Annotated in this window: 25 protein-coding genes and 1 tRNA gene; 9 read left to right on the top strand and 17 right to left on the bottom strand. The window is 39.7% G+C overall.

What is annotated here, in order from left to right:
* Nucleotides 1-87: 87 nt before the first annotated feature.
* From CFT42_RS03635 to CFT42_RS03650, 4 genes are all read right to left on the bottom strand, one after another.
* Complete coding sequence (locus tag CFT42_RS03635; RefSeq protein ID WP_088809279.1) at nt 88-306, bottom strand: lipopolysaccharide assembly protein LapA domain-containing protein; 219 nt, start codon at nt 304-306, stop codon at nt 88-90.
* 85 nt (nt 307-391) lie between these two features.
* Complete coding sequence (locus CFT42_RS03640; protein ID WP_088815395.1) at nt 392-2,332, bottom strand: heavy metal translocating P-type ATPase; 1,941 nt, start codon at nt 2,330-2,332, stop codon at nt 392-394.
* Between the two features lie 163 nt (nt 2,333-2,495).
* Nucleotides 2,496-3,296, bottom strand: coding sequence for a hypothetical protein (locus CFT42_RS03645; RefSeq protein WP_088809281.1), 801 nt, complete (start codon nt 3,294-3,296; stop codon nt 2,496-2,498).
* A gap of 57 nt (nt 3,297-3,353) precedes the next feature.
* Nucleotides 3,354-4,268 carry an aldo/keto reductase gene (locus CFT42_RS03650; protein ID WP_088815396.1) on the bottom strand — a complete coding sequence of 305 codons (915 nt, stop codon included), beginning with the start codon at nt 4,266-4,268 and terminating at the stop codon, nt 3,354-3,356.
* 148 nt (nt 4,269-4,416) lie between these two features.
* On the opposite strand from CFT42_RS03650, the gene CFT42_RS03655 reads away from it, so the two are divergent.
* The 5 genes from CFT42_RS03655 to CFT42_RS03675 all read left to right on the top strand — a co-directional run bounded on the left by CFT42_RS03655 (nt 4,417) and on the right by CFT42_RS03675 (nt 6,160).
* A tRNA-Ser gene (locus CFT42_RS03655) sits at nt 4,417-4,507 on the top strand.
* A gap of 208 nt (nt 4,508-4,715) precedes the next feature.
* Nucleotides 4,716-4,964, top strand: coding sequence for a hypothetical protein (locus CFT42_RS03660; RefSeq protein ID WP_088815397.1), 249 nt, complete (start codon nt 4,716-4,718; stop codon nt 4,962-4,964).
* A gap of 15 nt (nt 4,965-4,979) precedes the next feature.
* Nucleotides 4,980-5,219, top strand: coding sequence for a hypothetical protein (locus tag CFT42_RS03665; protein ID WP_088815398.1), 240 nt, complete (start codon nt 4,980-4,982; stop codon nt 5,217-5,219).
* A 3-nt stretch (nt 5,220-5,222) separates the two neighbouring features.
* Entirely contained in the window at nt 5,223-5,465 is a 243-nt protein-coding gene (locus CFT42_RS03670; protein ID WP_088815399.1) for a hypothetical protein, read from the top strand.
* 53 nt (nt 5,466-5,518) lie between these two features.
* Nucleotides 5,519-6,160: a hypothetical protein gene (locus CFT42_RS03675; RefSeq protein WP_088815400.1), complete on the top strand. Its 642-nt coding sequence runs from the start codon at nt 5,519-5,521 to the stop codon at nt 6,158-6,160.
* Here the strand turns inward: CFT42_RS03675 and CFT42_RS03680 are convergent.
* Together CFT42_RS03680 and CFT42_RS03685 are read right to left on the bottom strand one after the other, a co-directional pair.
* On the bottom strand, nt 6,157-7,914 hold the full coding sequence (locus CFT42_RS03680; RefSeq protein WP_088815401.1) for a DUF2075 domain-containing protein: 1,758 nt from the start codon (nt 7,912-7,914) through the stop codon (nt 6,157-6,159). The two genes, CFT42_RS03675 and CFT42_RS03680, sit on opposite strands and share 4 nt — an antisense overlap.
* A 2-nt stretch (nt 7,915-7,916) precedes the next feature.
* Complete coding sequence (locus CFT42_RS03685) at nt 7,917-8,255, bottom strand: nucleotide pyrophosphohydrolase (protein WP_088815402.1); 339 nt, start codon at nt 8,253-8,255, stop codon at nt 7,917-7,919.
* 1,191 nt (nt 8,256-9,446) lie between these two features.
* Between CFT42_RS03685 and CFT42_RS03690 the strand changes: the two genes are divergently transcribed.
* On the top strand, nt 9,447-10,574 hold the full coding sequence (locus CFT42_RS03690) for a hypothetical protein (RefSeq protein WP_088815403.1): 1,128 nt from the start codon (nt 9,447-9,449) through the stop codon (nt 10,572-10,574).
* Nucleotides 10,575-10,663: 89 nt separating this feature from the next.
* Here the strand turns inward: CFT42_RS03690 and CFT42_RS03695 are convergent, their stop codons facing one another.
* A complete protein-coding gene (locus CFT42_RS03695) occupies nt 10,664-11,026 on the bottom strand; it encodes a hypothetical protein (protein WP_159458142.1) in 363 nt (120 codons plus the stop codon).
* Between the two features lie 437 nt (nt 11,027-11,463).
* Between CFT42_RS03695 and CFT42_RS03700 the strand changes: the two genes are divergently transcribed.
* Nucleotides 11,464-11,751 carry a hypothetical protein gene (locus CFT42_RS03700; RefSeq protein WP_088815405.1) on the top strand — a complete coding sequence of 96 codons (288 nt, stop codon included), beginning with the start codon at nt 11,464-11,466 and terminating at the stop codon, nt 11,749-11,751.
* Between the two features lie 73 nt (nt 11,752-11,824).
* Here the strand turns inward: CFT42_RS03700 and ahpF are convergent, their stop codons facing one another.
* The 4 genes from ahpF to CFT42_RS03720 all read right to left on the bottom strand — a co-directional run bounded on the left by ahpF (nt 11,825) and on the right by CFT42_RS03720 (nt 16,140).
* Complete coding sequence (gene ahpF, locus CFT42_RS03705) at nt 11,825-13,354, bottom strand: alkyl hydroperoxide reductase subunit F (protein ID WP_088815406.1); 1,530 nt, start codon at nt 13,352-13,354, stop codon at nt 11,825-11,827.
* Nucleotides 13,355-13,356: 2 nt separating this feature from the next.
* Nucleotides 13,357-13,920, bottom strand: a complete 564-nt coding sequence (gene ahpC, locus CFT42_RS03710; RefSeq protein WP_088809285.1) for an alkyl hydroperoxide reductase subunit C — start codon at nt 13,918-13,920, stop codon at nt 13,357-13,359.
* A 225-nt stretch (nt 13,921-14,145) separates the two neighbouring features.
* Nucleotides 14,146-14,583, bottom strand: a complete 438-nt coding sequence (locus CFT42_RS03715; protein ID WP_088809286.1) for an SRPBCC domain-containing protein — start codon at nt 14,581-14,583, stop codon at nt 14,146-14,148.
* 45 nt (nt 14,584-14,628) lie between these two features.
* A complete protein-coding gene (locus CFT42_RS03720) occupies nt 14,629-16,140 on the bottom strand; it encodes an ABC-F family ATP-binding cassette domain-containing protein (protein WP_088815508.1) in 1,512 nt (503 codons plus the stop codon).
* A 390-nt stretch (nt 16,141-16,530) separates the two neighbouring features.
* On the opposite strand from CFT42_RS03720, the gene CFT42_RS03725 reads away from it, so the two are divergent.
* Both CFT42_RS03725 and CFT42_RS03730 read left to right on the top strand, forming a co-directional pair.
* Entirely contained in the window at nt 16,531-16,947 is a 417-nt protein-coding gene (locus tag CFT42_RS03725) for a hypothetical protein (protein WP_088809288.1), read from the top strand.
* A gap of 63 nt (nt 16,948-17,010) precedes the next feature.
* A complete protein-coding gene (locus CFT42_RS03730) occupies nt 17,011-17,532 on the top strand; it encodes a GNAT family N-acetyltransferase (RefSeq protein WP_088809289.1) in 522 nt (173 codons plus the stop codon).
* A gap of 36 nt (nt 17,533-17,568) precedes the next feature.
* Here CFT42_RS03730 and CFT42_RS03735 read toward each other — a convergent pair whose 3' ends face one another.
* The 6 genes from CFT42_RS03735 to CFT42_RS03760 all read right to left on the bottom strand — a co-directional run bounded on the left by CFT42_RS03735 (nt 17,569) and on the right by CFT42_RS03760 (nt 22,835).
* Nucleotides 17,569-18,180: a DJ-1/PfpI family protein gene (locus tag CFT42_RS03735; protein WP_341864827.1), complete on the bottom strand. Its 612-nt coding sequence runs from the start codon at nt 18,178-18,180 to the stop codon at nt 17,569-17,571.
* A gap of 81 nt (nt 18,181-18,261) precedes the next feature.
* A complete protein-coding gene (locus tag CFT42_RS03740; protein WP_088809291.1) occupies nt 18,262-19,320 on the bottom strand; it encodes a Gfo/Idh/MocA family protein in 1,059 nt (352 codons plus the stop codon).
* On the bottom strand, nt 19,320-20,288 hold the full coding sequence (locus CFT42_RS03745; RefSeq protein ID WP_088809292.1) for a sugar phosphate isomerase/epimerase family protein: 969 nt from the start codon (nt 20,286-20,288) through the stop codon (nt 19,320-19,322). Before CFT42_RS03745 ends, CFT42_RS03740 begins: the two co-directional genes overlap by 1 nt.
* A gap of 6 nt (nt 20,289-20,294) precedes the next feature.
* Nucleotides 20,295-21,017: a ThuA domain-containing protein gene (locus tag CFT42_RS03750; protein ID WP_088809293.1), complete on the bottom strand. Its 723-nt coding sequence runs from the start codon at nt 21,015-21,017 to the stop codon at nt 20,295-20,297.
* Entirely contained in the window at nt 21,014-21,748 is a 735-nt protein-coding gene (locus tag CFT42_RS03755; protein ID WP_179946375.1) for a sugar phosphate isomerase/epimerase family protein, read from the bottom strand. The genes CFT42_RS03750 and CFT42_RS03755 overlap by 4 nt, the downstream gene beginning before the upstream one ends.
* 16 nt (nt 21,749-21,764) lie before the next feature.
* On the bottom strand, nt 21,765-22,835 hold the full coding sequence (locus CFT42_RS03760; RefSeq protein WP_088815407.1) for a Gfo/Idh/MocA family protein: 1,071 nt from the start codon (nt 22,833-22,835) through the stop codon (nt 21,765-21,767).
* Nucleotides 22,836-22,865: the final 30 nt, after the last annotated feature.

Raw genomic sequence — 22,865 nt, forward strand, 5'->3', positions numbered from 1 at the left:
AACATAAAATCTATTTGGATATTCCCCCGACTTTAAATAGTCAAACAAAAATCCGCTCATAACGAACGGATTTAAAAAAACTAACCTTTACTTGTCTTTCTTTCTAACTTTAGGTACTAGAAAACCAACAAGCCAACCTAAAATTGCAGAAATAGCGATGACCATGAAAATTGGAATCGTCATTTTGCCGAATAATAAGTTGATTGTTACACTTTCTCTGTTTAGAATCATAAATAAAACTACAAGTGCAATGATAATACATATAACAATTAGCCTTATCGATATTTTTTTGGAATCGTCTTCCATGATGCTGCCCCCTTTTTTAATTTATTCTCCCCTTCTTTTCCCGTTTCTCTATGCAAGAAACGTTCTTTTTTTCAAATTAGCTTTTTTAAGGTGTTGTGTGCACGTAAATTTTAGGTTGGAAGTCTTCACCAGTTTGTAAATGCGTTCGCTGTCTGGATTTGCGATTGTTTAGTAGTAAACGCAAGCCATTTAAAATGACTAAAATCGTACTTCCTTCATGCCCGATGACGCCAAAAGGCAAGTTGATCGACTGGAATACGTTTAAAATGACAAGCGAAATAATAACTGCAATTGAAAAGAAAATATTTTGTTTCACGATGCGGGAAAGCCGCACGGAAAGCTTTCTGGCATAAGTCAGTTTTTCTAAATCATTTTTCATTAAAACAATATCTGCGGCTTCCATCGCAATATCGGTGCCCTCTCCCATCGCAACACCGACTGTCGCATGCGCAAGTGCGGGCGCGTCATTAATGCCATCACCGACCATACAAACGCTGCCGTAAGTAGCTTTTAAATCGTTCATCACAGCCACTTTATTTTCCGGCAAACAACCTGCAATAACATAATCAATGCCAATTTCTCTGCCAATAGCAAGGCCGGTTTCCTCATTATCTCCTGTCACCATCACCGTTTGTATGCCATCGCTTTTTAGTGCTGAAATCGCCCGGACGGCTTCTCTGCGTGCCTCATCTCGTAATGCGAGCACCGCGACCACTAAATTGTCTTTTGCCACATAAACGATTGTTTTCCCTTCTTTGGCTAAATTTTCGGCGTATTCATCTACATACTTGGCCGTGTTTTCTGCGCCTATAAAACGGGCTTTGCCGACTTTCCAGTTGTGACCCGCGTAAGCGGCCTGAACACCAAATCCGGGGACGTCTTCGGTTACTAAACCTTGCAAGTAGGTGGCGCCGCGGCGTCCTAGTGCATCTGAAATCGCTCTTGCTAGCGGGTGGGTGGAATTTTTCTCGAGCGTATAGACGACATTTAGTAGCTCATCTTGGTCTTCCGTTTCTAAAATAAAATCGGTAAGGCTGGGTGTGCCACGCGTTAAGGTGCCTGTCTTGTCAAAAGCCACTGCACGAACGCGCTTTAAATGCTCAAGGTGAACGCCCCCTTTAAACAAAATCCCATGTCTTGCCCCGTTTGAAATTGCGGCGAGTGTCGCGGGTGTGACGGAGGCGACGAGTGCGCACGGCGAGGCGACGGTTAGGAGAACCATGGCGCGATAAAAGGTTTCATTCCACGTCCAGCCGAGTGCGAAATGCGGCAAGAACAACATGATGCCGACTAAAACGAGCACGGCTTTGACATATTTGTCCTCGAAACGCTCGATGAAAGCCGCTGTTTCAGAGGGCTGATTTTCAGCGTCTTGCACCATTTGAATGATTTGGCTAAACAGCGTTTCCCCTTCCGTTTTGCTGACAGAAACCGTAACGGCGCCAGTCAAATTGACGGTCCCGCCAAATACGTCAGCGCCATTTGATTTTTCTTTCGGCATCGATTCGCCGTTTATCGCGGATTCGTCCACGGTCGTTTCACCGCCACAAATCACGCCATCAATTGGAACGCGCTCACCCGGGCGAACTAAAATGAGATTGCCAATAGCTAGGTCACCGACGGGCACTTCTGCTAACTCTCCTTTTTCCCCTTGCAAAAAAGCGGTTTTAGGCTTTAAAGCCATCAATTTTGTAAGCTCGCGCTTGCTTTTGTTTGTCGTATAAGTTTCAAGCGCCCCGCTTAGTGAGAAAATGAAAATCAAGACGGCCCCTTCCAGCCAGTATCCGATAATGGACGCACCTGTTGCGGCAAGGACCATCAGTAGTTCAACGTTCAACTTATGCGTTTTGATGGTATCCAAAATACCCGATTTCGCTTGCTCGAAACCACCGATAATGAAGGCCGTTATAAAAATAATCGCAATGCCCATTTCCGAAATTTTGCCTTCCAGTTGCCAGCCGATTAGTATGAGTATCCCACTCACAGCGGTTGCAATAAAAGCAACATTTTCTCTTATTTTTTGCATGTTTTCCCCATCCTTTCTATTTGAGAATCATTTTCGTTCCCCTAAAAAACACGAAAATCTGCTCCCACTAGCGTGAGAAACAGATTTACATTAAATTTATATTATTTTTTCACCTTTATTATACTAAATTTAGCAAGGTAATTCAATGGAACTGGCAATAAATTCACGAATTTAGCGAAAACTTTTCCATCGCTGTTGCCTGTTGTTCATAAATGGATTTATTTGTCATATCCGCTAACTTTTGAAGCGCAAGCACGGTTTCCTGTTTGAGCTCTTCAGAAATTTCGCCAGTGATTTTAATCGAGGAAAAACCAGTTGCGATGATGACTTGGTAGGATTGATAGATTTCTGTTTTATACGTTTGCTTTATTTCCTCCGAAAGGTTTTCACTTGCAGGAAAAAAGTGCATTTCCCAGTTCTCTTCGATTAACTCTTTCGGGTAAGCATCTAAATCTTCCAGCTCATCCGCTTCAATTAGTTCTTCTAAAAAAGCGAGCGTATCAGCACCTGTATCGTTTCCAAAGGGGGCCTCCTCTTGACTAATGTCGTAATAAATATCGGCTAGGAAAGCTTGTCGAAAATAAGGGTGCGAGGTTTCGCGCGTGACACCTGTTTCGGCATCATCAAAATACCAAGCAACAAGTTCCGTGATGTCTTTCCACCCCTCGATGTTTGGCGGAATTCCATTTGCATAGGCTTGAAAAAGATTGGTAAGTTCTTCAACATCCACCATTTTTCTTTGTAACTGTTTGAACGACTCATCACCGTTCTCAAAACGGATTTCAACCGTATAACTATCTTTTTCCTTCATCGCTTGAATATAGGAGCTCCCCGCTAAACTAGGCGTGGATTCTAGCACCAGCACTCGGCAATAGCCGCTTTCTAAGTCAGCCATCGCCGCATAAATTTTTGCTTCGTTCACTCGCGAATAAAATGTATGTTCATTCCATAATTCAAATTTCATACCATTCCCCTTTAAAAAAAGGCATAGAAAAAATCTTCTACGCCTTTCCAGTTTTCTTTACGGCAACACATTTCCAGCTGCACGGTAAATTTCATACCATTCTTCACGCGTCAACTCAATGTCAGCGCCTTTGCGAATTCCTGCAATACGTTCCGGGTTCATCGTTCCAAGCACCGTTTGAATTTTAGCCGGATGGCGTAATATCCAAGCCACCGCAATTGCTGAGTTCGAAACTTGATATTTCTCCGCCAATTGATTGACTGCTTGATTTAATTCCGGAAATTTCGGGTTATCCAAAAACACACCTTCAAAAAAGCCGTATTGGAACGGCGACCAGGCCTGAATTGTCATATCATTTAAACGGCTGTAATCCAAAATCCCGCTATCGCGCACAACTCCAGCATCAACCGTCATATTCACATTTAGCCCTGCATCAATCATGCCTGTGTGCATAATGCTAAACTGCAGCTGATTCACAAGCAAATCCTGCTCCACAGATTTCTTCAAAAGCTCAATTTGAAGCGGATTCTGATTACTCACACCAAAATGACGCACTTTCCCACTCTTTTCAAGTTCAAAGAAAGCTTCCGCTACTTCTTCTGGTTGAACAAGCGTATCCGGACGATGTAGTAACAGGACATCCAAATACTCCGTACGCAACCGTTTTAAAATCCCCTCAACTGAGTTTATAATATGTTCCTTCGAAAAATCAAAGAAGCCATTTCGAATCCCACATTTCGATTGCAAAATAAGTTTTTCGCGCGGTACAGAAGCCTTTTGAATCGCTTCTGCAAAAATTTCTTCCGATTTCCCACCGCCATAAATATCCGCGTGATCAAAAAAATTCAAGCCATTTTCAAGAGAAGTCTGAATCACTTTCTCTGCTTTTTCAACCGATAAATCAGCCATACGCATACAGCCAATTGCAATGCTAGGCGCAGAAAGTTTGCCACCAAGTTTTAACTGTTCCACTATTTCCACCTCTTTAATTAAGATACTTTCATTTTACCATTTCATGAAAACGATATCATCTTTTAATTAAAAAACTCACCAAATCCCCTATTTTAAACAAGTGGCTGTTGCTTTTTAAGCTGTTTTATTATACAATAACTTTTGTCGTGGAGAAATACCCAAGTCCGGCTGAAGGGGACAGACTCGAAATCTGTTAGGCGGGTCTAACTCGCGCCGGGGTTCGAATCCCCGTTTCTCCGTTTATAGACACACGTTCAGTGTCAAACACTGTCAAAAACCTTGGTAAATCAAGGTTTTTTGTTTTTTCTAAATTGATTCATTTTCAAATAAAATCAACCAAATGGCATTTAATATGGCATTTAATTTTTGACCAAGACAATTTTATGGGTTAATTTTAAAGTACTTCATTATGGAGTACTATTTTATTTGGAAAGAGGGTGAAGTAGTATGGCAAGACCAATAAAAAATGCTAATAGAAATTATGATAAACCTATGCTTTATGGCGTTTGGACATTAAAGGAATTCGCAGAAGCTAGCCCAAGGACATACGGATGGTGGTTAGAACACATTAAAAACTACCCAGCTTTAGCTGATTTTAGCAATTGGGCAACTAAATCCTATTGTGAAAATTGGGCATTCGATGCCGTGAAGGCAAATGAATGGCTATTGGATTATTTTGTATATAAAAGATGCTAAGCAGGGGTGATTAATATGGGAAGACCTTCTAGGTATCCAGAAGTTTTTGGAGTTTGGACAATGAGTGATTTTGCTAATGCTAGCCCATATCCAATAGAATGGTGGCATGAGAATATTTATAGTTATATTGAGATTTTAGAATTCAGTAATCTGGGATACTATACCAGCACTTCTAAACTAGCCGCATTTGACGCGTTTAAAGCTAATGAATGGTTGAAAGTTAATTTTGGAAATAATGAAGAAGAAGGTGAATAAAAAATGGCAAGACCAATTAAAAACAAGTATGTCCCTAAAAATTTCTTATATGGTACATGGTCATTAGAAGAATTTGCGCAAGCTAGTCCAAGAACTTATCGTTGGTGGCAGGATAACATTTATGACTGTCCAGAGCTAGCAGACTTTAGCAACTGGGCAAATAAATCTCACCGTGAACCTTGGGTATTTGATGCCGCTAAAGCAAACGAGTGGTTATTGAAAAAATTTGTTTATAAAACACTTTAATTGCTAGCAACTAACTTACACAGCATTGACAATTATATAAAAGGGAGCAAACAATGAATTTTATTAAAAAATGGTTCACAAAGCTTTATAGTAAAATAAGGTATTCTGTAATGTTGTCTTTAAGTATTACAGTCTTATATATTATTTCTGTTTTTTCTTTAAAATTTCTTCCTGAAAGTTCTTTTTTTAGTGCTTTCTATCTCATTAGTACAATTTATGTATTTATCATTACAGTCTTGATGCTTGGATTAATGCTTGCTCCAACCTATCAATATTCCTCAAAATATTTAAAAGAGGGTATTGAAAAAATAATTACTTTTGAAATTCAAGCGTTTGAACTTGATAGTAAAAACTCATATAAAAAACGTAGTACCTATAGTAAGCTTCAAAAAATCAAAAAAAGTGTATTTAAATTAAACCCAGAAGAAAGATACTTACTTTTAAGTTATTTTGAAGCTAAGAACAATGCTCCCCTTCCTGTGCTTGCACCTATTTTATCATCATTTTTATTGGGATTAGTGGGAAGCTCCATTTCAGGATACTTTAGTGAATCTCCTGTAGAAATGTTTGGCATATTATATATCCTATTTCTACTTTTTGCATCCCCAACCATAAACTGGTTTGTAGGTAATAGACAAAGAAAGCTTACCGAGCAATATATCATTAATTTAATTAAAAATGCCCCCAGCGATTAGGCTGAGGGGTGTTTACTCAATTCTAGCGTATCCTTTATATATTTTTTAAACTCATTATTTTTCCAAAAACCAAGTCGAATTCCATCAATTCCTCGAGTCATTAAAATATAATAAATATTTAGCACAAACAAAGTGAACTCTTTCGCATATTCAGGACTTTTTTCTTTGTCAGAGAACTTGCCATTTACATTGAAGAAATGATTAGGTTCACCGTACAAGTATCCATTTTCATCCACTTGAATATCATTTCCAATCAAAACGCCACATTTATTCAAATCGACTCCTTGTACCGCAAATACCGACCCAATTTGGTCTTCAGCATCCTCCTCATCTGAATAAACCCAATTTTCTTGAGTTGAATTCCATCTTCGCTTAATGTCACCTTCATGCCAGTGAGTAATTGACGACTCTTTACCGTCTGACTGCTTCCATGGCTCAACAAGTCCTGCTAAAACTCGATTTATATGTTCAGGATTAAAGTTTCTATCTTCTTCTATCCAGTCAATCAGATTACGCAATGGTTCTTCTTCAAAATAGCCAAAGTATGCATCAGATGTGTTGTCCTGAAATACAGCTCTATTAAAATTAGGGTCGAAGTTCGTTTGGCTCAGCAGTCCGGTGTCTTTATATAATAAAAATTTGATTCCATTTATAAAATCATCGGATGTGTAACTTTTCTCTCCTGAGGTCTGAATTCTAAATTGCGTTGTTAGATACCTTTTTTCAAATCCCTCTGTTGCCTCTAAAAATTGTGCTCTAGTGATATTAGCTGGGCGAATAGCTTGTAAAACATCATACATCAAGATAATTTGTTGACCTATCTTTTTAATAGACTCTAAATGATTATTATCTTGGCTAAATTTCCCTCTGTATACATTGTTGAAAGTAGCCATCTGCTTAGCAAATTTTCTAGATAGTTTATGTGACTCATCGACAATGACGACATCGTAGTGCTCACCTGAATTAATTAGTTTAGTAGATGTTGTCAGCTCTAAATTGGAATTTTTATATCCATATACACTAAAAATTTCTTTAGCTGTTTTAATCCAATTTGGTTGCAACACAACCGCAATCCGTTGAGTTTTCTTTTCAGAGGCCAACTTCGCCACTAGGTGCGTCAATAATACTGTTTTCCCTGTTCCTGCATCACCATTTATAACATAACTTTTGTGAGAATTAGCTTCAATTTCATCAATAAGTTCCATTTGCTGGGTTGTTAATTCCTTGATAGGACTGTATTTCACCAACACTTTATTCCGCAACTCCTCTAAAGTTGGCACTTGTACCCAGTGTTTAGCATATAGCTCTTCCCAAAAAGGTAAAATGACTTCTGAGGCTATTTTTTCTCGTTCTTTGTATTCGGATGTACTATTTCCTTTTGTTTTATTAATGATTTCAATATTATCGTATTGAATCATTTGTTTTCTAGTATTCGGATTATCTGCAAGAAAATAAATAATCAGCTGGTTCTCCACGTCATCAAGCGCCGAGCCATTAAAGTAATAAGATAATAGCACAATGACTTTGTCAAAATGTGCCTTACTAAATTTTCCTTCTTTACAACTATAATGCTGTTTATTTCTAGTTGTAAAGTGCTTTGTTTGACCAATGTACATCTGCTTTGACTTTGTGCTTCTATAGATATAGATAACATTACCGGATTTCAAAACATTTTGTTCAGATTTACGTAGTTCAAGAAAATTCTCTAATTTGCCATCCTTTAAATTTATTTCTATATAGTTATATTTAGCCATAATTAATCTAACTCATCTAATTGATTATATTTCTTTTTTTCACCATAACTTTTAGAAATTGGATATTTACTCGCATTTTTAACCAACTTTTCAGCAATAATTTCATCAATATTTAATTTTAAATTGTCAGCCATCATGTAGGAGTATATCAAAACATCAGCTAATTCCTCTTTTAATTGTTCCATTTGTTGTTTCGCCTCATCTGTTGTTTTCCATTGAAATAACTCTAATAGTTCATTAGCTTCTAAAGAAATAGAGATAGCTAAATCCTTTTCATTGTGAAATTTCCTCCAATCCCTTTCATCCCTAAATTGATTTATTTTCACCATAGATTTGTTCATTTCATATGCACCTCGTGTTCTCTTAATTTCGAAAGTTAAATTATATAAATCCTATTTGCATTCCATAGCATATAAAGTAAAGCTCCCTCTCTCTTTACTTTTTAATAATTTCGAGGAATGGATGTTTTTACAAAAAATCAAACTTGTTCCTCTCAGTATAATCAGATATTCCCGAACTACATCAATTTTTTCACCTCATCCAAAAATTTCATCCTCTCATAATTAATTTATTTAATTACAACTGTAATTCTAAAATTTAAACTTAAGTGTAACAACCATTACTCTAAAACTTAAGTCTTATTCTATGTCTAGCATAATTCAAAATCTAGTTTTTGTCGATATTCTAATATATGCAATCAAAATTACTGTCGATAATTTAATATCTGCATTAGTTGGGTAACTAAAATAAATTAATTGTCTCATATGCATTAAATGTATCTAGTACGATAATTGGAAAGAGGCCCCGTGTTACAATACAAACTACAAAGCAAATAATTAATCTTCTTCAAGATAAAGTGAATACCGGGATTTAGCTTAGAAGATTACAAAAAGCTCCCCTAATTTAAGTTCTATTGAAGATATCAAAGCAAGATATCCCAACTCAAATGTAGCATTACTTGAGCTGGATTTAGCGGCTTACAGAAGAAAATACCATTCCAAAACAATCAGAAAGAACTTAACTATTCCGGAATGACTGGCTGACATGGTAGAAGATGAGAATATCAACTTCTACCAAACTTTAACTGACGCTCTTAAAGACGAGCTAGGTGTATAAAATAAAAACCTCTTAACCAAAAAGGATAAGGGGTTTTTATTTTTATCACTAACCAATAATTTTTATTTTAATTATATCTCGACCTTGAATTTTTATCCTGTTCTTTTTCAAGAATATACGTTCTCTTGTTTTTTCAAAATTCACACTGTATTTTTTTAGTTAAAAAGGGATGATATTATGAAACAACAAAACAATGAATCAATTAATGTTTTAGAAGTATCTGACAATACTGGTTTATAAGGGCTCAAGGTGGCGCATATTATGAGGATTTTATTCAGAATGATTTTATCGCAATTTCTGACAACAGACTTACACTCACTTTTCTTGAGGATTTTAAGAAAAAAAACAATATCAACACTCCTGAAAAGTCTGTTCCAATTCAAGTTCATAAGACACATAAATTATCAGAAATTGAATTGACAAATAAACCTTCCGAAGCGGAGCCAAGTTCTAACAAAAAAGTAAATAATCATACCCAGAAAAGCACAACAAATCCTAATATAATAAACTCTGAATGGTATAAAATTGCTGTAAATCAAGTGTATCCCGATTTTACAAAACAACAATGTACTCTGACAGCTAATAAACTATATAATTTCATTCATAATATGTCTATAGGTGATTTTGTCATAGTTCCAGGAAAACGCTCTGATTTCTTTGCAATCGGGATTATATATAGTGATGTACTTGAAGTTAATGATTCTTTTATAGCCCAAAGTAAAATCAATAACAAGTATAAAATATGTGATTTTTACAAGCGGCGAAAAGTTATATGGATTAAAGAAGTCAAACGAAAAAATCTCTCTGAAAAATTATACTGGCTTCTTTCCGCACATCAATCATTATTTGATTTGACATCCAGTGCAAATTTAATCATCCCATTGATTGCGCCAATCTATACATATAAGAAAAATATAAACTCTTCAATTTATATAACAACAACCAAGAATGTCAATAATGATACATGGTTTTATTTACATTCTGCAATTAAAAATATAGCTTTAGAAAAGAGCAAACACATTGATATAAAAATAAATGTACAATCACCCGGTATAGCTTTTCTAGAATCAACTTTACAACACTGGCCAGAAATAGTCGCAGTAGCAAGTTTTTTCTTTGGAAAAGTTGATGCTAAGTCTGTTAAATTCCAAGGCATCGTTCCTTATTTTTTTGGAGAAGGAAGATTAGATAGAGAGCTGAAAAGATTAGAAATTGAACATTCCAAAAAAGACCTTGAAACAAAAGAGGTTATGAATAACAACTTAAAAAAAGACGGTGAATCTAAAGACATCGATAATCTATTTAAAAGACAAGAACTTACCAGAGTAACGAATAAAAGCAGTACCTTACTTGAAAATTATAAAAAACCTAACCTTTCAGAATTGGACATCAATGCCATAAAAAGTTTAAAAATCGAGCCCTCTCCTCATAAAAATGATAGTCTAAATAAACAAGATAATTTTTCTTTATCAACTTCATCAAAAGAAGATGATGCAACTTTAACCGATGGTAGATTAACTAACCCTTCTCAAACTGCTTTATAACCCTATCATGTCTAACAAACAAAGGATGTATAACACCAAAATCATGAAAAAAGAGTTTCCAACAATAAACTGGAAACTCTTTTCTTATATCACCTCTGTCCCAATGAATTTTTGGCTTTCATAGCGCCAATTTGGATTTGTTTATTTAATCTGTCAATACTTGCCATGTTATCCGCCATCAACGTATCAACATGTACATGTACCTCGGTATTTCCATTCATCGTAGCCGCAATACCGCGACCAATTGCACCCAGTGTCTTTTCCTTAAGCGGAAGTGCCGCCTCGGTTCCTGCTTCTCCTGCTCCCTGTAGACGACCTCCTGAGGCTCCGAAGATAGTTGGTTGGGTGAAGATACCACCTTGAGCGTGCCAATCGATATCTAGCGTTGGAATTTCACCTTTCAATAAATCGCCAACTTTCCACCCTCGCGGTGAAATATCAAAGCTCGGCATCGGAATATGAGGCCAAGAGATATTGAAATTGAAAAATCCTTTAATGGTGTCGATAATGTTTTTCACAAAATCCTTTGCAGTTTCGAGTGGTTCGAATCCCCGTTTCTCCGTTTGCGTAAAAAGCCTTGATTTTTCAAGGCTTTTTGTTTTAAATAAAATAAGCTACATCCCAACATAATTAATGACAGAAGATATTTAAATATATGTACAAGGGGCTGCCAACATAAATAATTCGCAGTCTGTTTCCTCCCAATCTGAAAACGCTTGCTTTCTATTGGTTAGTTTGTTATAATATTCACATAAAATGTTAATACACTAATTTTTCAGTATTTTATAACCCTCTATTTTTTCAGTTCCAAAAAATGATAGATTTATTCTAACGTTCAATCCGTGCTTCACAACACGATATTGAAAAAATAAAAAAGGTGGGATTAAGAATGAAAAATATTTTAGTCAAAGCTAGCTTATCACTTGTTCTGTCACTTGGTTTTTTTGGTGTAATGAATGTTTCTTCGCCTCCAACAACAGCTGAGGCAGCACCGTTCAGTACAATCACAGCAAAAACAACACGAACTGTTGTAGCCGGATATGGTCCATCAAGAGTTTATCATTCCGTTTATCGTAATGGTTTTTTGTATGTAGGCTATTTAAACAGAACTTCTTATTATGTTACTGGAACTGGTACTGTTAATTATTACTCTGGAACCCTGCATATTTGTTATTAATTTGCCTTACAATAAGTTTCATGTATATAAAAACCTCTCCAGTGATTTCGCGTCACTAGAGAGGTTTTCATCTTTAATTCCGAATCATATAATCAAACGCGCCCAGCGCAGCTGTTGCACCTGATCCCATCGAAATGATAATTTGTTTATAAGCACTATCCGTACAATCCCCAGCAGCAAACACGCCTGGCACATTTGTCGCGCCGTGTTTATCTACTATAATTTCGCCCATTTTCGTGCGCTCCACAGTGCCTTCTAGCCATTCTGTGTTTGGTGCCAGACCTATTAAAATGAAGACGCCTTCCACATCAATATGCGTTTCTTCATTTGTTTCGCGGTCCACGTATGTTACGCCATTTACTTTGCTGTCACCCGTAATTTCTTTCGTTTGAACGTTTTTCAGCACCGTTACATTTGGTAAAGAGTATAGGCGTTTTTGTAACACTTGGTCTGCTTTTAATTCTGGCATAAATTCGAGCACCGTCACATGTTTGACGATTCCTGCGAGATCAATCGCGGCTTCAATTCCAGAATTACCGCCGCCCACAACGACGACTTTTTTCCCTTCAAAAAGAGGGCCATCGCAGTGCGGACAATACGCAACACCTTTGTTTTTAAACTCTTGTTCGCCAGGAACCCCAATATTACGCCATCTAGCACCCGTTGAAATAATTGCGGTTTTACTCGTCAATACGGCGCCATTTTCAAGCGTTACTTCCACTTGTTCATTTTTCGAAAGGCTTGCTACACGAACGGATTTCATCACGTCAACATCATACTCGTTCACATGCTCCTCCACTTGCGCCATCAGCTTCGGACCTTCCGTATATTTCGTTCCAATCACATTTTCGATGCCTAAAGTCTCTAAAACTTGGCCACCAAAAGTTTCAGCTACGATACCCGTTCGAATACCTTTTCTAGCCGCGTAAATCGCCGCGCTAGCGCCAGCCGGCCCGCCACCAATGACGAGGACATCAAACGGTTCTTTTGTTTCAAACTCCGACGCGTCAGCTGCACCAGCAATTTTAGTTACGATTTGTTCGATTGTCATGCGGCCATTTCCAAATGGCTCACCGTTTGCAAAAACTGTCGGAACAGCCATAATGTTTTTCACTTCGACTTCCGCTTTAAACATACCGCCTTCAACCATCGTATGGCTAATATTTGGGTTTAAAATGCTCATGATGTTGAGTGCCTGAACGACGTCCGGGCAGTTGTGACATGTTAGGCTAACGTAAGATTCGAAGTGGAACGTTCCACTAATTTTTTTGATTTGCCGAATGATTTTCTCGTCCACTTTCGGTGCCCGGCCGCTCACTTGTAAAATCGCTAAAACGAATGAAGTGAATTCGTGCCCGAGTGGAATGCCTGCAAAAACAATGCCCATATCTTCATTAACGCGTTCGACGCTAAAGCTAGGCGTTTTCGCAAGGCTCGCTTTTTCCATGTGGATTTTAGGCGACATCTCGGCAATTTCTGTTACAAATTCTGCCAGCTTCTCGGAGTTTTCATCTGCTGCGACACTTAACTTTAAGACAATATCTTGCTCAAGTAATTCCAGATAACCCGCTAGCTGTTCTTTGATTTCTTTTTCTAAAGGCATCTTTAGATTTTCCCTACAAGGTCAAGGCTCGGTTTAAGCGTTTCAGCGCCTTCTTTCCATTTCGCTGGGCAAACTTCGCCTGGATTATTCCGCACGTACTGACCTGCGCGAATTTTATCGATTAAAGTACTAGCGTCGCGACCAATACCATCTGCGTTAATTTCTACAGCTTGAACAACTCCGTCTGGATCAATAATAAATGTTCCGCGATTTGCTAAGCCTTCTTCTTCGTCCAGCACATCGAAAATATTTGAAATAGTGTGTGACGGATCGCCAATCATTATGTACTCGATTTTACCGATGGCATCTGAAGAATCGTGCCATGCTTTATGTGTAAAGTGCGTATCTGTAGAAACAGAATAAACTTCTACATCTAAATCTTGAAGCGTTTTATATTGGTCTTGCAAATCCTCAAGCTCTGTCGGGCAAACAAATGTGAAATCTGCTGGATAAAAGCAAACTACACTCCATTTTCCTTTAAAGTTTTCAGATGATACATCAATAAATTCACCTTGGTGGAATGCTTTCGCCGTAAATTCCTCTATTTCTTTTCCAATTAATGACATGTAAATTCCTCCTAAAAGCTTTAATTCGTGATTGCTCACTTTTAAATTATCATCTGATTTTAGGAAGATGTCAACAGTAAATTATAATATTTATAAACTAAAAATAAATACAAACTGAACATTCAAAGCTTAACATCAGCATGAAAACCTGATACAAAGCCATGTTCAGTTTGTGAAATCTAAAGCCAAATTTGTGATATTTTTTTCATTTTATCAATTAGCTCTCTATTTTTCTCTATCCACTCTTGCGTTAGGATGCTTATCTTCTATTAAATTTAACAAGACGCCCTGCTCTAAATAGGCTTTAAGTCCACTTAATACGAGCGTGTAGCCTTCCGTTGCATCAATAATCTCACTCAGTTCATCAAATTCACCATTTTGGATTTTAACGATAGTTTCAGTTTCTGAATACGCCTCAAACTTCCAAATCGTTTCTTTTGCATTCGCATGGCGGACGTGAATACGCTCATTTGGGATAATTTCTAAAACTAAAATTTCATCCGAGACACCATACATTTCCCAGTCCCACGTTACTTTTTGACCAACAACTAACTTACCGGAACTTTTGGTAAACCAAAACTTGGTTGTCACGTCTGGTTCAATAAATGCTTCAAAAACGACCGCTACAGGTTTCTTAATTAGTAAACTCACATTCGTTTGCATAAGCTTCTCCCCCTTTTCTTCTATTGTAGTAAAAACTGTTTGTCCTCACAACTTTAATTCGCGTTCTGCTAGATTTTTATAGAAATCGGCTTCATGCGATACTAAAAGTAAGCTTCCTTTGTACGTTTGAAGTGCCTTCCTAAGCGCTGCTTTCGCAAGTGCATCCAAATGATTGGTCGGCTCATCTAAAATCAAAAAGTTCGTTTCAAGAAGAAGGAGCTCTGTTAGTTTTAGCTTGGACTGTTCGCCGCCGCTCAGTGTAGCAATTGGGCGTTCCACAAACTCGGCACGGATGCCGCTACGCGCTAAAATTTGCCGAACTTCTTTTGTCCCCTTTTCAGGAAACTTGTTTTTAATGTAGGCGAGGGGCGTCATTTCTGGTGCTTGGAAAACGAGGTCTTGCTCAAAGTAACCAATACGCACGTTTTTAGCAAAAACAGCTTTTCCAGAAAGGGCTTGAATTTTGCCAAGGATCGTTTTCAAAAGCGTGGACTTCCCTATGCCGTTGAACCCTGTAATCACAAGCTTTTCGCCGGCATGCACGTAGAAATCAAGCTCGGGCAAAAGCGCTTTTTGATAGCCAACTAAAAGTTTTGATACGACTAGGCTTTCGCCACTAACTACGCCCGTTTTTTCTTTAAAAATAAAGCGAGGTTTTTCGTGGAACGTCGGAGGGGCAATCCGTTCCAGCCGATTCAATTGTTTTTGCCTCCCCCGCGCCAATTTTGAATGAACACCCGCCTTGTTTTTCCGAATATACGCTTCCGTTTCCGAAATTTTCCTTTGCTGTTTCGTATATTCACGCGTATAGGCTTCCTGTAAATGCGCTTTTTGTCCTAAAAATGCTTGATAGTTTCCCGTATACTTTTTAATCGTCCCAAATTCAACATCTAAAATATGCGTCGTCACTGCCTCTAAGAACGCCTGGTCATGCGATACCACAATAAACGCACCTTCCGCAGATTGCAATACGCCTGAAAGCCACTTAATATGGAATTCATCTAAAAAGTTCGTCGGTTCATCTAAAATCAGAACATCTGGCGCTTCGAGTAGTAGCTTCGCCAAAATCACCTTGGCGCGTTGACCGCCGCTTAAACTTTTCACTTGCTGCCCTAAAAACGCATCAATCCCTAGCCCCCGAGTCACTTCCGCAATTTTTCGGTCAATCCCGTAAAAATCCATTTGGAGTAGTGTTTCTTGGATTTTCGCTGCCATTTCAATTGCTTCTGCATCACCAGTCGCGTACAGCTCATTCATTTTTTCTTCTTTATGAAAGAAATCCGCAAAGGCAAGCTTCAAATAAGCTTCGATGTCGTGATCGCCGTCCACTTCCGCATATTGGTCTAAATGCCCAATTTGTAAGCCTTGTTGCCACTTGATGACACCATTATCTGGCAAAAGCTGTCCAAGTAGAATTTGTAAAAGCGTGCTTTTGCCTGCGCCGTTTTGACCTACGACACCAACATGTTCTCCTTTGTAAATACTAAATTCCGCTTCTTTATACAGTAAGCGATCTGGAAAACTTTGCGTTAAATTTCTCACTTCTAAAATACTCATTTCAATCTCCTCTTTCGAACAAAATAAAAAAACAGGAAGCGTTCCGTTCGCCTCCTGTTTCCTATCAAAACAAAAGGCCAAAGACAAGCGCACTTGTCTTTGGCCTTTTAAATAAATTTCAGTCACTGTCGGTAAAAATGCAACACAAATAAACTACCTCAATTTGCGGCTTTTACCGACAAGGAATTTCGAATTTATTAGCCTCTACACAATGCCTTGTCGCATTCAGTTGTGCAGAGGAAATCTTTTCTACTAACGGTACAATTAATCTCAATTTCAACACTTCCTGTTCATTAGCAGAATAAACCATATTTTAATTTCTGTCAAATGCGTTTTAAACAAACCGAAAAAAGGTATAAGAACGTTAATTAGAAAGAAAGGGGAATTTTTATGTGGCTCTATGAAAAATCTGTAGCTGAACGTATTGTTTCTGCCCCTATTGACAGAGTTTGGGAACTATTAGCCAATCGTAGTAATGTATCTTGGCGGACAGATATTATACGTGTAGAAACTGAACCTTCCTCAAATAAAATAACTGAATTTTATCCGAACGGGCAAAAACTGGAATTCCATATCATTGATGAACAACCTACTAAATATCGCGTTTATAAAATTAAACATCGCTTTTTTAGCGGCTACATTTGGGAGGAATATAAGACGGCGAAGGACAACCAAACGCGCGTCATTATTACGGAGAAAATTCGAATGAACAACGACCTACTAGGCGTTATCTCCCGGCTTGCTTTAAACTTAGAACAAGGGCAGGTCAAGTACTTGCATGACATTGAAATGGTTTTAACGCGTTAAAAGTCGCCTGACCTTTCCAACTCGTGTATACTAAAAATAGTTAAACGTTTTTTGGGGGGCTTTATGATGCACATACGACAAATGGGACTGTCTGATGCAGAGGACTTACTTGCGCTCGAACTGCGCAACCGGGAATTTTTCCAAAACTACACAGGGCTAAGAAATGAAGAATTTTATACGCTTGCTGGACAAAAAAGACGCATCATGCAAGCCATGTCAGACCGCGAAAAAGATCAAGCTTATTCGTATCTAATTGAAGATGATCAAACTATCATCGGTCTTATCGCGCTCACTGGTGTACTGCGCCATAGTTTGCAAAGCGCTTGGATTGGTTACTTTTTAGATAAAGAAATGAATGGCCGTGGTTATATGACTGAAGCGGTCAAACAAGTTGTTGAAATCGCCTTTTCTGAGCTAAAATTGCACCGTCTTGAGGCTGGTGTCATGCCGCACAATATTCGGAGCATGCGTGTTTTAGAAAAAGCTGGCTTTGAAAAAGAAGGTATTGCACGGAAAAATGTTAAAATTAACGGAAAATGGGAAGATCATATGACGCTTTCCATTCTTAATCCGGAAGATATTTAAACGAGGCAAATGACAAACGGCCATATTCGCCGTTTGTCATTTGCCTTTCTTTTTCGCCTCGTAATAGCCTAGTTTAAAGAAATCATACCATTCCAAAATTTCCTCTTTCGGGAAGGCTTCCATCGCAAGCATAACTTCCTTCGCAAACTCAAAAATGGCGGAACCATTCGCTGTAACGATTAAGCCATCTCGAACGGCTTGCTTTTCTTCAAAGTGTTTTTCGCCTTTATAAACGGGCACTTCCCGCAACTCCTCTAAATAATTCGCTGTATGTTGCACTTCATTTAGAACGCCATGCGAGCCAATGAAATAAGCCGCATCACAAATCGCACCTAAGACGGCGTTGCGCTTAATTGCATAGTGCACGAGTTCCATAACATCTTCGCTTTCTTTTTTGCGCCATGAATTTCCGCCAATCAAAATGAGTGCCACAAAATCTGTTGGGACTTCATTTAGCGCGTAGTCGGGCAGCACCGTAATTCCGCCAATGGACTTAATAGGTTCTTTTGAAAGGGACACGGTTTCTACTAAATAACGCTTTTCCTCGCCATTTTCTGGTGTTTCATTGATAGCCGCTGCAAGGGAGGCAATTTCCCAATCGGCAAATTCGTCGAGCAACACAAATAGTACTTTTTCCAAGACTACCACTCCTTTTTCTAAAAAAAACAGCCTGATTCCTGCTTTTAAGAAATCAAGCTGTTTTTAGTAATGTTCCACCGTGGCGTTTTTTTAAACGATATCAAAGTTTTCAATAATTTTATTTTCTTCTGCGGCTTTAAAAATCGCTTCGATTAAAATCAATACGCGGTAAACTTCTGCATTTTTAATAATTGGTTCTGCCTGATTTAAAATGACGTCCGCAAAATTGTTATACAGGCTCGTTTCCATTTCAAGTGGTGCCGGCAGCGAAACGGTTTCCGTCGCCTCTTCGGAAGGTGGCGCCATCGTTTTGGTTAGGCCTTGCCCTGCTTGAATCGGTGTCGGCTCGGAATTATGCAGATTTTCCGTTGCAATTACCATCTCCCCGCTCATATCCCAGTCGCGAATGACCGCCGTTCCGTTCGTGCCGAGGACATACCAGCGTGGTAGCTTAATAAAGTTCGTCGTCCCCACTTCAATATGCGCCGTCACACCATTTTCAAACGAAATTAAACTCGTAAAACCATCGTCCACTTCATCTCCTAAAATAAAGCTTAGGTTCGCAGACACACTCTTGATGCGCGAATCAACCATAAATAGCAGCTGATCGAGCAAATGAACGCCCCAGTCAAGTACCATGCCGCCACCTTGCGCTTTCAAATGACGCCAGTCACCCGGAATACCATTTGCCCCTTGCACGCGCGATTCAATTCGAAATACATCGCCAATTGCTTTCTCCTGAAGCATGCGTTTTATGATCAAGAAATCCTGATCCCAGCGCCGATTTTGATGCACCATAAACGTCCGCCCAGTCTTCTTTGCCACCGCTAAAATTTCTTTTAGCTCCTCGCTATTTAGCGTAACCGGCTTTTCACATAAAACGTGCTTGCCAGACTCTAACGCGCGAATGACTAGCTTTTTATGCACATCATTTGGTGTCGCAATTAAAACCGCATGAACCGACTCGTCAGCCAAAACTTCCTGATAGCTCCGATAAACGCGCAAGCCTTTTTCACGAATTTTTTCGTGCACATTTTCATCAATATCATAAGCCCCAACAGGAACAACATGGTCGCTCATTTTAGCAAGCTCCACATGGTACGTCCCCATGCCACCGAAACCAACAATAACTAAATTCACCTTTTCCATTATGCCCACCACATATCTTGCGGCGTATCACGAATCAAAATCGAACGCAAATTCGTTACCGCGCGCTTGAAACCTTCGTCAATCGACATGAGCGGATCTTCATGCTCAATACTCACAACATAATCATAGCCGTACGTACGAAGCGCACTCATCATATCAGACCATTCTGCGAGGCTATGACCACACCCCACTGAACGGAATGTCCACGCACGCGTTTTTACTTCCCCATAAGGTTGCATATCTGTAAGGCCATACATATTAATATTATCTTGGTCTAAATAGGTGTCTTTCGCATGGAAATGATGAATCGCACCGGCTTCGCCTAAAATTTTAATTGCGCCAACCGGATCAATCCCCTGCCACCAAAGATGACTTGGGTCAAGATTGACCCCAATTGCATCGCTCGTTTCTTCCCGTAATTTTAAAATTGTGTAAGGTGTGTGGCAAAGGAAGCCGCCGTGTAGCTCGATACCAATTTTGATGCCATGCTCCTCCGCCAATTTGCCAATTTCTTTCCAATACGGGATGAGTTTCGTTTCCCACTGCCACGTTTTCATGTCGCTATAAACCGTCGGCCAAGGAATGACAGGCCAGTTTGGCGCCTTCGCTTCGTCTGAATCCCCCGCAGTCCCCGAAAACGTATTGACAACCGGAACGCCTAAAAGTGCCGCCAACCTAATTGTTTTCCGCAAAATCAGATCCGCCGCCTCGCGTTCCTCTTTAACAGGCGAAATCGGATTATCATGACAGCTTAGCGCACTAATTTGAATCCCGCGCTCTTGAAATTTCGCAAGATACGCCTCGCGCGCAGCAGCACTTTCCAAAAGCTCATCAGTTGGGCAGTGATGATTCCCAGGATTTCCTCCCGTTCCAATTTCCACCGCGTCAAGCCCGCTTTCTTTCGCCTTATCTAGCATTTCCTCTAAACTTAAATCCGCAAATAGCGGCGTAAAAACTCCTAATTTCATCGCTCATTACTCCTTTCCAATTGTATAAAATGGTTGCTGATTCCCATACTCTGGATACGTCTTGCGATTTTCCGAACACCATTTAACCCCGTTTACAATCACCTTTTGCACCCATTCATGGTGATAAGTTGGGTAGGATTCGTGGCCTGGTTGGAAGTAAAAAATTCGCCCGTTGCCGCGTTTATACGTAATTCCGCTCCGGAATACATTTCCGCCTTCAAACCAACTTAAGAACACCGTTTCATCAGGCGCTGGAATATCAAAATGCTCGCCGTACATTTCTTCTTTTTCAAGCTCAAACGATTCTGGAATGCCTTCTGCAATCGGGTGACTCGGATCGACCACAAAAAGCCGCTCGCGCTCGTCCGCCTCACGCCACTTCAAATCGCAACTTGTGCCCATAAGACGCATAAAAATTTTCGACATGTGCCCCGAGTGAAGCACAACAAGTCCCATACCACGGAGAACATGCTTTTGTACACGCGAAACAATTTCTTCCGATACCTCGCCATGCGCCATATGCCCCCACCAAATCAAACAATCGGTTTTGTTTAAAACGTCTTCCGTAAGACCGTGTTCAGGCTCATCAAGCGTGGCCGTCTGCGTATCGAAGCCCGCCGCCTTTAGAAATGACGCTATCTGACCATGAATCCCATCCGGATAAATGCTTTTCACGACCTCGCTTTCTTTCTCATGGCGAAACTCATTCCAAACTGTGACTTGTGTCATTTTGCTACCATCCCTTCTAGGCTACGAAAGCCCGTTTCAATGCTCTCAAGCGGCTCGAATTTCTGAAACGCTTCCTGTTCCACAATAAGCCATTCCGTGCCATTTTTACGTGCCGCATCAACAAAACTTTGGATATTTAAATCGCCATTTCCGATTTCAGTGCTTTCGTCGCCTAAACGGTCTTTCAAATGCACAAGCGACATTCTGGTTTTGTATTTTTCCATGTAATCGGGCGCCGACACACCCGCAAATTCCGCCCAATACGTGTCCAGTTCGAGCGAAATATGTGGCGCTTTTTCGAGCAAAAAGTCTAAAATATATTGGCCGTCAATCATTCGAAATTCATGTGCATGGTTGTGATAGCTAAACGTCATGCCCGCCTGTGTCGCGACTTGCGCAATTTGTTCAAACTGTTCAGCCAGTTCCGCCCACGCTTCAGCCGATTTAAAATCCGCATATGGACAAACGATATGTTTATTACCAAGCGTTTTTTCGTAGTCAATCACTTCACGAATGTTGCCAAGCAAGCGTTCAAGCGGAATGTGCGAACCTGCTACCGTAAGATTAAGTTCCGCGAGCTTCGCCTTCAAATCCGCCGCACTCACGCCGTAATAACCCGCAAATTCAACGCCGTCGTAGCCCATTTCCGCAATTTTTTCAAGTGTTCCAAAAAAATCGCGTTCTGCATCTTCCTTCACACTCCACATTTGCAGTCCGATTTTTTGTTTCATCAAAACCCCCTACTTTCTAATTAAAAAATACCGGTTTTCCAGTTTTTGCCGATTCATAAATGCCTTCTAGAATTTGTGTCACAACTAGTGCCTGCTCTGGCCTAACGACTGGATCGCGACCCTCCCGAAGTGCCTCAATCCAAGCTTGTGCTTCAAGAACAGCTGGATCCTCACCCGTTCCATCATAGAAATCCACGCCACCAGTTTCAAGGTCAATTTTTTTCTCATATGTTAAACCGTGCGCCTCACCATTAATTCGTAGGCCATCTTCCATATCCGCACCGCCTAGTGTCCCTGAAAGCACCGTTTTCGCTTCCCCAACGTCTAGCGTATTCAGCGCCCAGCTCGCTTCAAGCACAATTGTTGCGCCGTTCTCCATCGTAATAAAACCAAACGCCGAATCTTCCACAGTAAATTTAGCTGGATCCCAAGAACCCCAAGCATTGGCCGCATTTTCCGTCCCTGAAAGTTTATGGTAGCTATTTCCAACTACATATTTCGGCTTATAGTTATCCATCATCCATAATGTTAAATCAAGCGCATGTGTGCCAATATCAATCAGCGGGCCGCCGCCTTGAGCTTCCTCGTCTAAAAATACGCCCCATGTCGGTACAGCACGTCTACGAATTGCTTTCGCCTTCGCATAATAAATATCGCCCAGTTCCCCGTCCGCGCAAACCGTATGTAAATAACGAGAATCTTTGCGGAAACGATTTTGATACCCAATGGTTAATTTCTTCCCTGTTTCCTTTGCCGCATCAATCATCGCCTGAGCTTCCTTAGCCGTTTTCGCCATCGGTTTTTCACACATCACATGTTTATCCGCATGTAACGCCGCAATTGTAATTTCGGCATGCGAAATATTCGGCGTACAAACATGAATCACATCAATACTTTTATCCGTTAACAGTTCTTTGAAGTTCGTGTATACGCTTGCATTTTCTGTCCCAAAATCACGTTTTGCCGCCACTGCACGTTCTCGAATAATATCGCAAAAAGCGACCATTTCCACACCTTCAACTTGCGCCAAACTAGGCATATGTTTTCCGTTTGCAATACCACCACAACCGATAATTCCAATCTTCATAAAAAAATCCCCCATTCGTTTTGTATAGCC

This window comes from Listeria goaensis (assembly GCF_900186125.1).
GTDB classification, from domain to species: domain Bacteria; phylum Bacillota; class Bacilli; order Lactobacillales; family Listeriaceae; genus Listeria; species Listeria goaensis.

Coding starts and splice junctions, on each gene's coding strand:
- CFT42_RS03680 (WP_088815401.1), bottom strand. CDS start 7,914: ATGGCTAAATATAACTATATAGAAATAAATTTAAAGGATGGCAAATTA.
- CFT42_RS03645 (WP_088809281.1), bottom strand. CDS start 3,296: ATGAAATTTGAATTATGGAATGAACATACATTTTATTCGCGAGTGAAC.
- CFT42_RS03670 (WP_088815399.1), top strand. CDS start 5,223: ATGGCAAGACCAATTAAAAACAAGTATGTCCCTAAAAATTTCTTATAT.
- CFT42_RS03740 (WP_088809291.1), bottom strand. CDS start 19,320: ATGGAAAAGGTGAATTTAGTTATTGTTGGTTTCGGTGGCATGGGGACG.
- CFT42_RS03700 (WP_088815405.1), top strand. CDS start 11,464: ATGAAAAATATTTTAGTCAAAGCTAGCTTATCACTTGTTCTGTCACTT.
- CFT42_RS03635 (WP_088809279.1), bottom strand. CDS start 306: ATGGAAGACGATTCCAAAAAAATATCGATAAGGCTAATTGTTATATGT.
- CFT42_RS03745 (WP_088809292.1), bottom strand. CDS start 20,288: ATGAAATTAGGAGTTTTTACGCCGCTATTTGCGGATTTAAGTTTAGAG.
- CFT42_RS03725 (WP_088809288.1), top strand. CDS start 16,531: ATGTGGCTCTATGAAAAATCTGTAGCTGAACGTATTGTTTCTGCCCCT.
- CFT42_RS03665 (WP_088815398.1), top strand. CDS start 4,980: ATGGGAAGACCTTCTAGGTATCCAGAAGTTTTTGGAGTTTGGACAATG.
- CFT42_RS03760 (WP_088815407.1), bottom strand. CDS start 22,835: ATGAAGATTGGAATTATCGGTTGTGGTGGTATTGCAAACGGAAAACAT.
- CFT42_RS03720 (WP_088815508.1), bottom strand. CDS start 16,140: ATGAGTATTTTAGAAGTGAGAAATTTAACGCAAAGTTTTCCAGATCGC.
- CFT42_RS03660 (WP_088815397.1), top strand. CDS start 4,716: ATGGCAAGACCAATAAAAAATGCTAATAGAAATTATGATAAACCTATG.
- CFT42_RS03685 (WP_088815402.1), bottom strand. CDS start 8,255: ATGAACAAATCTATGGTGAAAATAAATCAATTTAGGGATGAAAGGGAT.
- CFT42_RS03715 (WP_088809286.1), bottom strand. CDS start 14,583: ATGCAAACGAATGTGAGTTTACTAATTAAGAAACCTGTAGCGGTCGTT.
- CFT42_RS03750 (WP_088809293.1), bottom strand. CDS start 21,017: ATGACACAAGTCACAGTTTGGAATGAGTTTCGCCATGAGAAAGAAAGC.
- CFT42_RS03695 (WP_159458142.1), bottom strand. CDS start 11,026: ATGCCGAGCTTTGATATTTCACCGCGAGGGTGGAAAGTTGGCGATTTA.
- CFT42_RS03675 (WP_088815400.1), top strand. CDS start 5,519: ATGAATTTTATTAAAAAATGGTTCACAAAGCTTTATAGTAAAATAAGG.
- ahpF (WP_088815406.1), bottom strand. CDS start 13,354: ATGCCTTTAGAAAAAGAAATCAAAGAACAGCTAGCGGGTTATCTGGAA.
- ahpC (WP_088809285.1), bottom strand. CDS start 13,920: ATGTCATTAATTGGAAAAGAAATAGAGGAATTTACGGCGAAAGCATTC.
- CFT42_RS03730 (WP_088809289.1), top strand. CDS start 17,011: ATGATGCACATACGACAAATGGGACTGTCTGATGCAGAGGACTTACTT.
- CFT42_RS03640 (WP_088815395.1), bottom strand. CDS start 2,332: ATGCAAAAAATAAGAGAAAATGTTGCTTTTATTGCAACCGCTGTGAGT.
- CFT42_RS03755 (WP_179946375.1), bottom strand. CDS start 21,748: ATGAAACAAAAAATCGGACTGCAAATGTGGAGTGTGAAGGAAGATGCA.